The organism is Methylosinus trichosporium OB3b (assembly GCF_002752655.1).
GTDB lineage: Bacteria > Pseudomonadota > Alphaproteobacteria > Rhizobiales > Beijerinckiaceae > Methylosinus > Methylosinus trichosporium.
This window is the reverse complement of sequence record NZ_CP023737.1, coordinates 1,891,886-1,904,714: the sequence shown is the minus strand read 5'-3', so window position 1 is coordinate 1,904,714 and position 12,829 is coordinate 1,891,886. Positions and strand designations below refer to the sequence as shown.

Sequence of the window (12,829 nt, the reverse complement as noted above, 5' to 3'; positions counted from 1 at the left end):
GGAAAGCGCTCTAGAGCGCTTTCCGCAACGAAAGACTGCCGGAGCGCCTCACCAGGGCGTGTCCTCGCCGCGATAATCGACGAAGCGCCCGCTGTCGCCCGGCGTCAGCGCGTCGATGGTCGCGACGATCCCGCTCGCGCTCTCTTCGACCGAGAGTTCGGCGTTCCTGCCGCCCATATCGGTGCGCACCCAGCCCGGATTGAGCGCGACGACGATGATCCCGTCCCGCTCGAGATCATGCGCCAGTCCCTGCGCGATCTTGTTCAGCGCCGCTTTGGCGGCGCGATAGGCGATATTGGTGGAGCCCGCCGTCTTCGTGGAGCCGAGGCCGCTGGAGATCAGCACGATGCGCGGCTTTTCCGCGCGCCGCAGATGGGGAAGCAAGGCCTGGACGACGCGCAGTGGACCGAGCGTGTTGACGTCGAAGAGATCGAGCGCGCCACGAAAATCCATGTCGAGCGTCGACTGGCTCTGCGGCCCATAGGCGCCGGCGTTGCAGACGAGCACGTCGATCGGCTCCTCGACGGTTTTCGCCGCGGCGCGGATGGCGTCCTCGTCGCGGGTGTCAAAGCTCACGATCGCGAAGCGGGCGCGATGGCGAGCCACGTCGCGCTGAAGCGCCTCGCGCGCTTTCTCGCTTCGCACAGAGGCGGTTACGTCGTCGCCGCGCTCCGCCACCAGCGTCGCGAGCCCATGGCCAATGCCCCGATTCGCGCCAGAAATGAACCAATGCTCCGCCATGATGGCCGCTCCTTCGCCGAGACGCTCAAATATAGCGCGCCGGACAGCCGCGTCGAATGCTGCGGGGCGCTGATCGCCATCTCGGGACGTTTTCGATGCACCCGGCGCAAGCGTCGCGCAGCCAGGACTTTTGCTTTTATCGATTTCACTCGATTGTCGTAAAAAGCGGTTCTCTTGTCTGAATGGTGAGCTGTGAACGATGGGGCGGCGTCCCCCGTTCGTCTCTCCTCTCCCTCCAGCGCGTTTCAGAAGGTCCGGACCTCGAAGCGGTGAAAAAGCCCAATGGCCTCGCGCGGCCTGCGAACGAATGAAAGTGACACATTATTATATAACGATTATAGTTAAAATTGGTTTCCGGAGCCACTCTGGCATTTCCGGCAACGCTTATTCTATGGAGCGGTAAATGCGAATAGCTCGAGTGGTTTTTGTCGGGGCGTTCATCGGCGGTGCGGCGACGTCGGCGCAAGCGGCCAACTTGATCGTGAACGGCGGATTCGAAGCTCCGGTCGTCGCAGCAGGGACCTATTCCCTGTTCAGCGTCGGTCAGGCTTTTTACGGTTGGACAGTGACTGGCGACAGCGGCAATGTTGCGCTCACGAGCACAACGTTCACCCAGAATAGCTTCGTCTTCCCCGCGCATGGCGGCCATCAATGGCTCGATCTTACCGGAACGTCCAATACACCGACCGGCGTCAGGCAAACGGTAGCGACGACGGTGGGCTCGCAATACCGGCTCGCCTTCTGGGTGGGAAATATCTACAATCCGAATGGAATATTCGGGACGAGCAGCACAGTGAACGTGTTTGCCAATGGTCAGCTTCTGACATCTGTGCTGGCTATCGGCGGGAGTGGATCGAACACGCAAAAATGGCAGGGGTTCACGGCGACGTTCACGGCGACCGCGAGTTCGACGACGATCAGTTTCATCAACGCGGATCCCGGTTATGATACTCAAAATGGCCTCGACGACGTGTCCCTGGCTCTCGTCCCGTGACGTGATTTCTGAAGGCTGCTTCCGACGCCCGAGCAATCACTATCTAGCGGCGTCGGTCTCGCTGCTCTCCCGGACATGCGCACGTCGTTCGAGTTGATCTCGATCGTCATTGGACGGCCGCTTGCTCGACGCTCCGGCCGCCGCCGCCCGGCTCGGCCACATCAATTTCCGATTCGAGAAGGTCGGAAATTTATCTCGATGCTTCGTTTACTCGGTGAAGGCCGAATTGCCTCGCCCGCTCAGCGCGCCTTGCGGCGCAGCACCCGATACGGCGCCGTCTTGGCGCTCGCGCGCCTGCGCCGGCGCAGCTTCTCGCCGGCGCAGGCGGCGGAGAAGCGGGATGGCGCGTGCGGATTGGCCTCGAAGGATGCACCAGCCGAGCTCCTGCTCGAGCGACGCGAGGCCTCTGAAATCATCGCTGCGCTCGCTACGCAAGTCCGACGCGACCCTCTTCGCGCTGAGAATCGGATCGCTCCCCTCCTGCCTCCTCTCCTCGATTGACGAATGGCGCGGGTTTGCTCTTGTGGTTATCGCAAAATTTTGTTTTATTATCGTATATCGATAATTTTAGGTTGGCCTGCATGTCGAATGTCGTCCCGCTCCTTCCGCCGGAAGTTCCCGCTCCCGAGCTGCCCTTGCGGGGACGTATTCGGCGTAGCGGCGCTCTCTTATCGGCGCTGTTCACGCTGCTGCTTTCGCTCGCATTGCTGTTCGCGATCGTGTTGGTCGGCGTCGTCCTGTTCTATCAGGGCGAGGATATCGCCTTCGGGCCCGGCGGCGTCGGGTTCGGACGCAGGCCGAATACGGCGGCGGGCCTCGTCGCGCTTTCGGCTTTTTGTCCGATGCAGCGGCTCGTCGGCGCTGGAGCTCTGCTGCTGCTCGTCGCTCCCGTCGCCTATATTTTCCTGCGCTTGCGCCAGCTGTTCGGCCTCTATGCGCGAGGCGTCGTCTTCGCTCCCCGAAATGCGCATTGCTTGAAGCATGTGGGTCTCGGGCTCGTTGCCTATGCGCTGGCGCCCTTTTGCGCCAACCGCATAGCGCTCCTCGCGGGCGTCGCGAACGATCCGACGTGGTTTCACCTCTTCGAAATTCAGGCGGCGGTTCTCGGCGCGCTCGTCTTCGTCATCGCCGATGTGATGCGGTGCGCGCATGAGATCGAGGCCGAGCGGGACGGATTCGTCTGAATGCCGATCGTCATGCGACTCGATGTGATGCTGGCCAAGCGCCGCATGCGCTCCAAGACGCTCGCGCGAGCGATCGGCGTCACCGAGGCGAATCTCTCGCTGCTGAAATCCGGCAAGGTGAATGGCGTTCGTTTCTCGACACTCTCCGCGATTTGCCGCGAGCTCGACTGCCAGCCCGGCGATCTCATGGAATATGAGCCGGAGGAGGCCGGCGACGCTGTCGCCGAGACAGGATGAGATTTTTTTCAAAGCACGAGCAAAGTCATGATTCGATGTTTCATTGCGATGGCGTTCGCTTGCGCGCTCTCCGCTTGCTCGATGATCGCAGGCGTCGCCGACATGGATGGACAGGCCACCGCGGAAGGCGCCACGGCGAGCACGCCGATGCTCCTCGACGGCGATCAAATTCTCGTTGAGATCGAAGCCGAGGCGCCCGATGGACAATGGCGACGCTGTCTCGCTCTGCTCAATATGGGGCAAGCGCCGCCGGTGTTGAGGCGCGGCGTTTATGATGAGATGGAGATCGCCGGCGGCCGTCCGCTGCGCTTGCGCATCGGCGGCCGACGCTTCGAGATCGCCGCCGCCGCGGTGCGCAGCGAGCCGGAGCGCGCAGAGGGCGAACGCCAATTCGGGCCTTTCTTCCCCGCCCGCCGCGTGGATATGGTCCTGCAGTCGGGCGCGCTGTCGAAAGGCGCGATCGTGCTCGACTATCCTGCTCGACGGCTCGTCTTCGCCGCCTCGGGCGCTCTCCCCGCGGAGGGAGTGGCCGTGCCGATCCGCGTCGACCGGCGCACCGGCCTCGCGCTCGTCGACGCGCAGATCGACGGCGCGACGCATGCATTCGTCATCGACGCGGGCAGCCCCTACAGCTGGACGCGTGGCGCGCTCGCGTCCTCTTGGGCCGCGCGCCATCCGGAATGGCTGCGCGCGGAGGGCGCCGTCGGGCCGGCGAATTACAACATGCTCGATCTTCCATTCGAGAAAGATGGACTCGTGCTACGCATCCCCGAGATGACGATCGGGTCATTGCGGTTGCACGACATCGGCATGATGGGGTCGGGACCGTCGTTGTCACCCTTCGCCGATATGATCTTCGGAGAAGCCTTTTGGGACATATGGCAAGAAAATGCAGGAGAAAGGGTCGCGGGGTGGCTGGGCGCCAATGTGATGAAAAACTATCGTGTAACCTTCGACTTTCCCCGCGCCATGTCCTATTGGCGAAAAGCCTCCGAGCCGGACGCGCGTGAACTCGATGTCGTCGGCCTCACTCTCGTCTATGAGGCGGGGAGCTATTTCGTAGGCAAAATTGTACGAAAGGGCGGCCTCGCGAGCGTCCCGGACGCGACGGTCGGAGACGAGATTATCGCCATCGACGGGACGGCGATTCGCGGCGCGCCGCGTGAGGCCGTCCTGGCGGCGCTGCGCGGCGCTCCCGGCCAGTTCAAGCTTATCCGTGTCGCTCGCAGCGGCCTCGAACGCGACATCGAGGCGCGTGTCGTCCATTTCTAACCGCGGCCGAGCCGCGCGATCAGCGCCATCGCCGCGGCCGGCGCCCGCACCTTGGCGCCGTCGATCATGAAGACGAAGACGTCGCGCGCTCGCCGCGCGGCCGGCTCCGCCAGCAGAGGAAGGTCGGCCGGCGTCTCGCCGCTCTCCCAGCTCCGCACCCGCTTCTCCCAGAGCGCCAGCGGCTCCGGCTCATAGCCGGTCGCGCAATCTTCGCGCGTGCGGCGCAGGCGGGCGTAGACGAAATCCGCCGTCGCATCGGCGATCGCCGGATGGTCCTCGCCGTCGACGAAGACCGCGGCGACATTCTCCTCGCGCAGCAGCGCGACGAATTGCGCGTCGAGAAAGCTCTCGTGGCGAATCTCCAGCGCGTGGCGCAGCGGCCGGCCGCTCTTGCGCTTCGGCAGCAGCTTCAGAAAGGCGCCGATCTCTTCGGCGTCGAAAGCCTTGTGCGGCGGCAATTGCCAGAGCAGGGGCCCGAGCTTGTCGCCGAGCTCCATGACCCCGCTCTCGAGGAAATGCTCGATCTTCTCGCCCGCTTCCGCGAGCCAGCGGGCCGAGACGATGGCGCGATGCGCCTTTACCGCGAAGATGAAATCCTCCGGCGCCGTCTCGCGCCATTTGGCGAAGCTCGCGTGCGATTGCGTGCGATAGAAGGTCGAGTTGATCTCGATCGCCGTCACCTGGCGGCTCGCAAAAGCGAGCTCCTGCGCATGCGGCAGGTCTTCGGGATAGAAGACCCCTCGCCATGGCTCGAAGCTCCAGCCGCCGACGCCGACCCGGATCATCGCCGATCTCCCCGGGGAAAGCAGGATAACGCGTCGCCGGCCGAAATGCTTCGTCCTTCAGCGCTCCTTGCGCTTCATCACGCGATAGAACGCCGTCTTGGCGCTCGCGCGCAGGCGTCGGCGCAGCTTCTCGCCGGCGCAGGCGGCGGCGAAGCGCGAAGGGGCGTGCGGATTGGCCTGGATCATCAAATCGCAGACGGTGAGCCGTTCGGGCCAGGAGCGTTCGATCATCGCATGGCCGGGAATGGCGCAGGAATCGGTCGTGTCGATCTCGGCGCGCCGCGTCTGCGTCTCGGTCAGCGCATAGACGAGCTGCACGCCGGGCGCCTGCGCGCGCAATGACTCGTCATAGGCGATCTTCCAGAAATAGGCGCGGCCGCCGCTCTCGATGACGACGCCCATGGCGATCGGCTTTCCATCGAGCTCGAGGCTGTGGATCTTGCACTTGCCCTCGCGCGCCAGCAGCCGCGTGGCGCTGCGCATAAAGGTCGCGAGCGAGGGATGGCCGAGCAGCGCGCCGCGCGTCGCCTTCCAGCCGCTCGCCTCGAGCGCGAGAAAGGCCTCGGCGGCGCCGCCGATCTCGGCCGGCTCGGAATAGATTTTATGGGTCAGCGCGCCGGCCTCCTCGAGCCGGCGGCGGCGGCGGCGCAGCTCGCTCAGCGCCTTGCCGGAGCCGTTGCGGGTCCATAGCTCGCGCGGATCGCCGCCCGGCTGCAGCAGCGCGCGCTCACGCGGATCGGTGACGCGCCAGCCGCGGCCGGTCGCCTGCGCCGCGCGCGTCAAAGCGGCGAAGGCGGGCCCGGAGATCGGCAGCGTCGGAAACAGCAGCGCGCCGCCGCCCGGCGCATATGAGGCGAGAAAACCGACGAGCGCCGTCGCCGCCTCGTCGACATCGTCGCGATCGAGCAGGGGGGTGGCCAGCGCCGCCTGCTTGTGCAGCCAGCCGCGGGTCACTGCGCCGCCGAGCGCGAAGCTCGGCGGGACGATCGGAAACAGCGCGATGAGACGCCGCGCAGCGGCGCCGCGCTTCCACACGGCGACGAAGGACGGACGAAAGCGCGCGGGAAAATGCCGCGCCAGCTCCAGCGCGAAGCCGGGCTCGAGAAAGCCGTTGGGCTCGACGGCGCGGGCGACGAGATCGGCCCAGTCCCGAGTGAAGGCGGCCATCTGCTCGGCGTCGAGCGCCTCGACGACGACGCCGCGCGCCTCGGCCGCGACGTCGCGCGGCGTGGCCTCGACTCCGGCGACGACGCGCAGGCTGGCGGCGGGTCGGCCGATCGCGACGCTGGCGCGGGAGAAACTCGGTCTGCTGATCCAAAACGGCGCTGTCGCCATGGCTTCCCTCACAATGGTCTCGCTTTCGTCCAGCCGGCCGCCAAAGCGAAACATGTCGCCGCGGTCGCCGGGATCGGCTTCAAGACGAGGGCCAGACCGGGGGCGGAGGGCGCCGGCGGATCGGACCGCGGGCACTCTTTCACGAAAAAGGTTACGATCGATATTCCAGAAAAGAGAACAATCTGCGCGCCGCGAGCGGTTGCGCCGGCCCGGCCATCCGTGCCAGGATGAAACTGCCGAGGTCCGGCATTTGCCGGCTTCGCCAGACCCGCTATATGAGACGACTTGATGAGACGACTTGCGGTCGAAGCTCTCGGCCCGTCCAGAACAGAGTTGGCGCTTTGACGACATCGAAGACCCCCCTGCTCGACAGGATCGACACGCCGCAGGATCTGCGCAAGCTCCATCCGAGCCAGCTGCCGCAGATCGCCGACGAATTGCGTCGCGAGACCATCGACGCCGTCTCCGTCACCGGCGGGCATCTCGGCGCGGGGCTCGGCGTCGTCGAGCTGACCGTGGCGCTGCATTATGTGTTCGACACGCCCAATGACCGCATCATCTGGGATGTCGGCCATCAGACCTATCCGCATAAGATTCTGACGGGCCGCCGCGACCGCATCCGCTCGCTGCGCCAGGGCGGGGGGCTCTCCGGCTTCAGCAAGCGCGCCGAGAGCGAATATGACGCCTTCGGCGCCGGCCATTCCTCCACCTCCATTTCCGCCGGCCTCGGCATGGCGATCGGCCGCGACCTTTCCGGCGGCAATAATCATGTGGTGGCGGTGATCGGCGACAGCGCGCTCTCGGCCGGCATGGCCTATGAGGCGATGAACAACGCCGGCGCGCTCGATTCGCGCCTCATCGTCATCCTCAACGACAATGACATGTCGATCGCCCCGCCGACCGGGGCGATGTCCGCCTATCTCGCCCGTCTCGTCTCCGGCGGCGCCTATCGCACGCTGCGCGAGACCGCCAAGCAGCTCGCCCGCCATCTGCCGCACTTCCTCTATGACAAGGCGCGCAAGGCCGAGGAGTTCTCGCGCAGCTTCATCACCGGCGGCGGCACCATGTTCGAGGAGCTCGGCTTCTATTATGTCGGGCCGATCGACGGGCATAATCTCGAGCATCTGCTGCCGGTGCTCACCAATGTCCGCGACAAGGACGACGGGCCGGTGCTGGTCCATGTGGTGACGCAGAAGGGCAAGGGCTATGGCCCGGCCGAGGCGGCGGCGGATCGTTATCACGGCGTCAACCGTTTCGACGTCTTGACCGGCGCGCAGGACAAGCCGAAGGCCAATGCGCCGTCCTATACGAGCGTCTTCGCCAAGAGCCTCGTCGCCGAGGCCGAGCGCGACGACAAGATCGTCGCCATCACCGCGGCCATGCCGGGCGGAACCGGTCTCGATCTGTTCGAGAAAGCCTTTCCCGATCGTACCTTCGATGTCGCGATCGCCGAGCAGCACGCTGTCACCTTCGCCGCCGGCCTCGCCTGTGAGGGCTACAAGCCCTTCTGCGCGCTCTATTCGACCTTTCTGCAGCGCGCCTATGATCAGGTGGTGCATGATGTCGCGATCCAGCACCTGCCGGTGCGCTTCGCCATCGACCGCGCCGGCCTCGTCGGCGCCGACGGCCCGACCCATGCGGGGGCGTTCGACGTCGCTTATCTCGGCTGCATTCCCGGCATGGTGATCATGGCGGCGGCCGATGAGGCGGAGCTCGTCCATATGGTCGCGACCGCCGTGCAATATGACGAAGGGCCGATCGCCTTCCGCTATCCGCGCGGCGAGGGCGTCGGCCTCGATCTGCCGCAGCGTGGCGAGCCGCTGGAGATCGGCCGCGGCCGCATCCTGCGCGAGGGCTCGCAGGTGGCGCTGCTGTCGCTCGGCACGCGGCTCGCGGAGGCGTTGACCGCGGCGCAGGAGCTCACCGCTCGCGGAGTTTCGGTCACCGTGGCTGATGCGCGCTTCGCCAAGCCGATCGATCGCGACCTGCTGCGCCGGCTCGCCGCCGAACATGAGGTGCTGATCACGATCGAGGAGGGCTCGATCGGCGGCTTCGGCGCGCAGGCGTTCCAGTTCCTTTCGGAGGAGGGCGCGCTCGACGGGACGCGCGGCGCGTTCAAGTTCCGCAGCATGATCCTGCCGGATATCTACATCGACCACGACAAGCAGGACATCATGCTGGCCAAGGCGAGCCTCGACGCCCGCGCCATTGTCGCCAAGGCGCTGGAAACTCTTGGCGACGAGCGCGGCGCCGCCCGCGCGATGATTGCCTAAAAAGAGGCGAAGCCGGGAAGCTGCGCTCCTTCTTCCGCGACGCGGGAGAAGGCGGCCCGACGAAGTCGGGTCGGATGAGGGCGCTTCCGGAAGGGGCGTTCGGTCGTGCCGCCTTCATCGAGATCGCCTCATCGGCTCGGACCCTCATCCGACCCCGCTTCGCAGGGCCACCTTCTCCAGCAAAGCGGGAGAAGGTGGCGCCCCGATCATTTCGTATAGACGTTGCCGTCCGGGCCCTTCCAGCCGTCGCCCTCGGCATAGAAGCGATATTCCTCGTCGAAGGCGATGGTCGAGCCCGGGGCGACATATTGCTTGCCCTTCGGGTCGCTGCTGCGCGGCGCCGTCACATAGAATTTGCTCGGCGAGCAGCCTTCCGGAAATGTCCCGGCGTCGTCCGGCTTGCATTCGAGATTGGCGCCTTCGGGGAATTCGACCGAGGCGTTGAAGAACAGCTCGAACCCCTTCTCGCCGGTCGCATGCATTTCCAGACGCTCGGTCATGGTCTGCTTGAACGAGAGCACCTTGCCGGGCTTGTCGAAGCGGGTCTTCAAAAGATTCTCGAAAATCTTGCGCGCATGCGCTTCGGTCGGGTCGGGGCAGCCGAACCAGCACATGGCCGAGGCATGGTCGAGCGTCAAAGGCGCGGCGACGAGCGCCAACGCGAGAATTCGGCGGAGCATGGGGGTCCTCTCTCTCGTGATGTCCGGTCGCCTGCGCCCTTCGCGCCTCGCCGGTCGAGACCCGACTTCCAGCGGGCTTGCGCCACAAATTAGCCGATCTCGGCGTCAAAATGAACCATGGCTTCGGGGGCGACGCCAACCTTCCGCTTACCATCGGCGGTTAAAATTTCCTGCATGAAGAAGACGTCACGCCTCCTCACCACTCTCGCGGCCGCGCTGCTCTGCGCTGCGCCGGCCCGCGCCGATTTCGCCTCCTGCCTCGCGGGGCTGCGCCATGCGGCCGCCGCCGCGGGCGTGTCCGCGCGCACGATCGAGAGCGCGACGGCGGGGCTCGAGCCCAATGACGCGCCGAGCTTCATGGACAAGCAGCCCGAGTTCAAGACGCCGATCTGGGACTATCTCGCCGGCCTCGTCGACGACGAGCGAGTGGAAGAAGGCCGGGCGCTGATGCGCCAGCATGGCGCTGCGCTGCAGGCCGCCGAGCAGCGCTATGGCGTCGATCCGGCCACCGTGGTCGCGGTCTGGGGGGTCGAATCGGATTTCGGCAAGAATTTCGGCAAGCGCAGCGTGGTGCAATCGCTGGCGACGCTCGCCTGCGAGGCGCGTCGCCGCAATGATTATTTCCGCGGCGAGCTCATCGCCGCGCTGAAGATTCTCGACTCCGGAGATATTGCGCCGCAGGAGTTCTACGGCTCCTGGGCGGGAGCTTTCGGCCATACCCAGTTCATGCCCTCGACCTTCCTGCGCACGGCGGTCGACCTCGACGGCGACGGGCGCCGCAACATCGCCAGCTCTGCCGCCGATTCGCTCGGCTCGACCGCTAATTATCTGCATAAGAGCGGCTATCGGCCCGGCCTGCGCTGGGGCTTCGAAGTCCGCCTTCCCGACAATTATTCCGGCCCCTCCGGGCGAACGGCCCGCCAGCCCATGTCGGCTTGGGCGAGCCGCGGCGTCAGCCGGCTCGACGGCGAGCCGCTCGGCGACGGCTCGGCCGCGCTGCTGCTACCCGCCGGCCCCAACGGCCCGGCCTTTCTGGTGACGCGCAACTTCGACGCGATCTATTCCTACAACGCGGCCGAATCCTACGCTCTGGCGATCTCCATCCTCTCGGACCGGCTGCGCGGGCGCCCCGGCGTGCAGGGCGCCTGGCCGACCGACGATCCCGGCCTCTCTCGCGCCGAGCGCCGCGAGGTGCAGGCGCTGCTGTCGCGCCATGGCTATGAGGTCGGCGAGCCCGACGGCGTCATCGGGACCAGAACCATGCAGGCGATCGCCGATTTTCAGGGCCGCGCCGGCATGCGCGCCGATGGGCGCGCCGGCCGCAAGACGCTGAACGCGCTGCGCGACCGCTGAAGGTTCAGGCGACGCGGGACTGCGCCTTCGCCTCGGCGACGCAGAGCCGGCGCAGAAACAGCGCCAGCACGCGCGAATCGTCCGTTTCGCCGAGCGCCGCCGGCGCAGCAGCGCGCATATGCTCGAAGCGCAGCCGCAGGCGCCCGCAATCATCGGCGACCTCGACCTCGATGCTGCGCTTTTGCCATCCCGGCGTCGCCAGGCGCCAGAAGGCGATCGGCTCGTCATCGGCGAAGACATAGCTCTCTTGGGCGGGGCAGGCCGGCGACAGAAAGGCGGAGAGCTCGAATTCGATCCGCAACATCTCGCCTTTGCGCGCGTCGGTGCGCAGCAGCAGCGAGGATGAGGCGCCGCTGCTCCAGACGCCTTCGGCCTCGCTGAACGACCAGCCCTCCCGCAGCACGTTCCAGGCGCGAGCGGGATCGGCGAAATCGATCGTGTCGCCGCGCGCAATGCTCGAGCGCTCATAGCGTCGCTCCGCTTTGCCCGGCCGTCTCTCGACGATCTCGCGCAGCAGCGACGCATAGCGCGCCGCCGCCCGCTCGATGCGAAAGCCATCGGCCCGGTCGCGTCCCGCCTCGGCGAGCCGTAAGCGCAGCGGTTCGTCGCGGCTCAAGCGCTCGATCGCCTCGGCGATCGCCGGAACGGCTTCCTCCTCGGCGAGCGGCAGCATTATGGCGCAGCTCTCGTCGATCAGCTCGAGAAGGCCGTCGACGCCGGTGGCGACGACCGGAACGCCTTTCGCCATCGCCTCGATGACCGACAATGACGTCGCTTCCGACTTCGAAGGCAGAATGAACATGTCGCTCGCATCGAGCAGGTCGACGACATCGGCGCGCGGCCCGAGCGTCAGCACGCGATCTTCCAATTCATGGCGCGCGATCTCGCGCCGAAGCGCGCGCAGATGCGGCTCCGTCCCGCCGCCCGCGAAGACGAGGCGCGCGTTATCGCCGAGCCCGCGCCGTCGCAGCGACGCCAGCGCCCGGACGATCAGCGCCTGTCCCTTATGCGGCTCGATGCGCGCCGTGGTGAGGCAGAGGAACGCAACCGCCGGGAGGTGCAGCTCGCGCCGCAGCCGCTCGCGCGCAAGCGGGTCGCGCTGTTCGAAGAAGCGGTCCGGGCGACAATTGACAATGACATGACTCGGCGCCGGATGATCGGGAAAAAGCGAGGCGAAACGCCGACGATGCGCTTCGCAGGCGAAGACGATCGCCTCCGCGTCTGCGAGGCCGGCGACGAGACGATGAAAAGTCGGGCCGACGCGCTGCTCGATATTTTCGAGCAGAATATTGACGACCGTGACAAAGGGAACGCCGCAGCGGCTCGCCGCTGTTTTGAGCGCGGCGAAGGAGATGAGCTCGGCGGCGTCGAATGTGAGCAGAAGATCCGGCTCGCTCGCTGCGATGAGATCGAGCGCCGCATCGGTCGCATGCAGGCTTTGCAACGGATTGCGCCAGGGCGCGCCTTCATCGATCTCATGAGCGATGAAGGCGACGCCTCGCCGCGTGAGCTCGTCGAGCGCGCAGGCGTTCGCGGCGTTGCGTCGCCCGGCGAATGAGATGTCGAATTCGCCGACGAGGGCGGCGGCCATCTGATAGGCGACCTGCGCCGTGCCGCCGGCGGCGGCGTCATCGGTCGCGATGAGCAGGCGGGGCTTTGCGGAAGGATGTGAGACGGTCATTTGCAAAGGCTCCATAGGCAACAAAATATCCAAATCGCACATTGGCGCTGCGTGGTTCTACGCAGGTCGCGCCGCCGCGCTGCGTGAGTCTACGCAATGTTGCGACGCCCCACACATAATGAGCGCGTATCGCTCCCATACGCCGTGCAACCGATCGCTAACCACTTCATCGAGCGCTCGCGTATCCCCGATTGCCGCGTCGAGGCCGGACGCCAGTTTCCCTTTCGCATGATGGAAGCACAGCCCGAGTCCCTTTTCTGACGATACGACTGTGGACGAGCGGATCATTTCGGC

The 12,829-nt window shown here is 65.9% G+C and carries 12 protein-coding genes; 6 read left to right on the top strand and 6 right to left on the bottom strand.

Going from position 1 to position 12,829, the window contains the following annotated elements; all coding sequences use genetic code 11:
- Positions 1-48 precede the first annotated feature (48 nt).
- The gene (locus CQW49_RS09275; RefSeq protein ID WP_004448111.1) at positions 49-741 is read right to left on the bottom strand and encodes an SDR family oxidoreductase; all 693 of its coding nucleotides are present in this window, start codon (positions 739-741) and stop codon (positions 49-51) included.
- Between the two features lie 403 nt (positions 742-1,144).
- Between CQW49_RS09275 and CQW49_RS09270 the strand changes: the two genes are divergently transcribed.
- Positions 1,145-1,735, top strand: a complete 591-nt coding sequence (locus CQW49_RS09270) for a DUF642 domain-containing protein (protein ID WP_004448112.1) — start codon at positions 1,145-1,147, stop codon at positions 1,733-1,735.
- Positions 1,736-1,974: 239 nt separating this feature from the next.
- Here the strand turns inward: CQW49_RS09270 and CQW49_RS24525 are convergent, their stop codons facing one another.
- Positions 1,975-2,151 (bottom strand): hypothetical protein, encoded by a 177-nt coding sequence (locus tag CQW49_RS24525; protein ID WP_157926078.1) that lies wholly within the window; start codon positions 2,149-2,151, stop codon positions 1,975-1,977.
- Between the two features lie 165 nt (positions 2,152-2,316).
- On the opposite strand from CQW49_RS24525, the gene CQW49_RS09265 reads away from it, so the two are divergent.
- From CQW49_RS09265 to CQW49_RS09255, 3 genes are read left to right on the top strand one after another with little or no spacing between them, the layout of a single operon-like run.
- Positions 2,317-2,919: a DUF2975 domain-containing protein gene (locus tag CQW49_RS09265; RefSeq protein WP_004448113.1), complete on the top strand. Its 603-nt coding sequence runs from the start codon at positions 2,317-2,319 to the stop codon at positions 2,917-2,919.
- Entirely contained in the window at positions 2,920-3,156 is a 237-nt protein-coding gene (locus CQW49_RS09260) for a helix-turn-helix domain-containing protein (protein ID WP_004448114.1), read from the top strand.
- A 27-nt stretch (positions 3,157-3,183) separates the two neighbouring features.
- The gene (locus CQW49_RS09255) at positions 3,184-4,428 is read left to right on the top strand and encodes a S41 family peptidase (protein WP_004448116.1); all 1,245 of its coding nucleotides are present in this window, start codon (positions 3,184-3,186) and stop codon (positions 4,426-4,428) included.
- Here the strand turns inward: CQW49_RS09255 and CQW49_RS09250 are convergent.
- A complete protein-coding gene (locus CQW49_RS09250; protein ID WP_004448117.1) occupies positions 4,425-5,213 on the bottom strand; it encodes a DUF72 domain-containing protein in 789 nt (262 codons plus the stop codon). The genes CQW49_RS09255 and CQW49_RS09250 overlap by 4 nt on opposite strands.
- Before the next feature lie 57 nt (positions 5,214-5,270).
- A complete protein-coding gene (locus tag CQW49_RS09245; RefSeq protein WP_004448118.1) occupies positions 5,271-6,548 on the bottom strand; it encodes a GNAT family N-acetyltransferase in 1,278 nt (425 codons plus the stop codon).
- A 341-nt stretch (positions 6,549-6,889) separates the two neighbouring features.
- Here CQW49_RS09245 and dxs point away from each other — a divergent pair, with 341 nt between their 5' ends.
- Entirely contained in the window at positions 6,890-8,821 is a 1,932-nt protein-coding gene (gene dxs / locus CQW49_RS09240) for a 1-deoxy-D-xylulose-5-phosphate synthase (RefSeq protein WP_004448119.1), read from the top strand.
- 206 nt (positions 8,822-9,027) lie between these two features.
- Here dxs and CQW49_RS09235 read toward each other — a convergent pair whose 3' ends face one another.
- A complete protein-coding gene (locus CQW49_RS09235; protein ID WP_004448120.1) occupies positions 9,028-9,501 on the bottom strand; it encodes a hypothetical protein in 474 nt (157 codons plus the stop codon).
- A gap of 174 nt (positions 9,502-9,675) precedes the next feature.
- On the opposite strand from CQW49_RS09235, the gene CQW49_RS09230 reads away from it, so the two are divergent.
- Positions 9,676-10,854, top strand: coding sequence for a lytic murein transglycosylase (locus CQW49_RS09230; RefSeq protein WP_004448121.1), 1,179 nt, complete (start codon positions 9,676-9,678; stop codon positions 10,852-10,854).
- 4 nt (positions 10,855-10,858) lie between these two features.
- Here the strand turns inward: CQW49_RS09230 and CQW49_RS09225 are convergent, their stop codons facing one another.
- The gene (locus CQW49_RS09225; RefSeq protein WP_004448122.1) at positions 10,859-12,535 is read right to left on the bottom strand and encodes a glycosyltransferase family 4 protein; all 1,677 of its coding nucleotides are present in this window, start codon (positions 12,533-12,535) and stop codon (positions 10,859-10,861) included.
- Between the last annotated feature and the right edge of the window lie 294 nt (positions 12,536-12,829).

What these genes read in the sequence shown, in the direction of transcription:
- CQW49_RS09255 (WP_004448116.1), top strand. Translation starts at nt 3,184, where the DNA reads ATGATTCGATGTTTCATTGCGATGGCGTTCGCTTGCGCGCTCTCCGCT.
- CQW49_RS09275 (WP_004448111.1), bottom strand. Translation starts at nt 741, where the DNA reads ATGGCGGAGCATTGGTTCATTTCTGGCGCGAATCGGGGCATTGGCCAT.
- CQW49_RS09265 (WP_004448113.1), top strand. Translation starts at nt 2,317, where the DNA reads ATGTCGAATGTCGTCCCGCTCCTTCCGCCGGAAGTTCCCGCTCCCGAG.
- CQW49_RS09250 (WP_004448117.1), bottom strand. Translation starts at nt 5,213, where the DNA reads ATGATCCGGGTCGGCGTCGGCGGCTGGAGCTTCGAGCCATGGCGAGGG.
- CQW49_RS09270 (WP_004448112.1), top strand. Translation starts at nt 1,145, where the DNA reads ATGCGAATAGCTCGAGTGGTTTTTGTCGGGGCGTTCATCGGCGGTGCG.
- CQW49_RS09230 (WP_004448121.1), top strand. Translation starts at nt 9,676, where the DNA reads ATGAAGAAGACGTCACGCCTCCTCACCACTCTCGCGGCCGCGCTGCTC.
- CQW49_RS09225 (WP_004448122.1), bottom strand. Translation starts at nt 12,535, where the DNA reads ATGACCGTCTCACATCCTTCCGCAAAGCCCCGCCTGCTCATCGCGACC.
- CQW49_RS09235 (WP_004448120.1), bottom strand. Translation starts at nt 9,501, where the DNA reads ATGCTCCGCCGAATTCTCGCGTTGGCGCTCGTCGCCGCGCCTTTGACG.
- CQW49_RS09260 (WP_004448114.1), top strand. Translation starts at nt 2,920, where the DNA reads ATGCCGATCGTCATGCGACTCGATGTGATGCTGGCCAAGCGCCGCATG.
- CQW49_RS24525 (WP_157926078.1), bottom strand. Translation starts at nt 2,151, where the DNA reads ATGATTTCAGAGGCCTCGCGTCGCTCGAGCAGGAGCTCGGCTGGTGCA.
- CQW49_RS09245 (WP_004448118.1), bottom strand. Translation starts at nt 6,548, where the DNA reads ATGGCGACAGCGCCGTTTTGGATCAGCAGACCGAGTTTCTCCCGCGCC.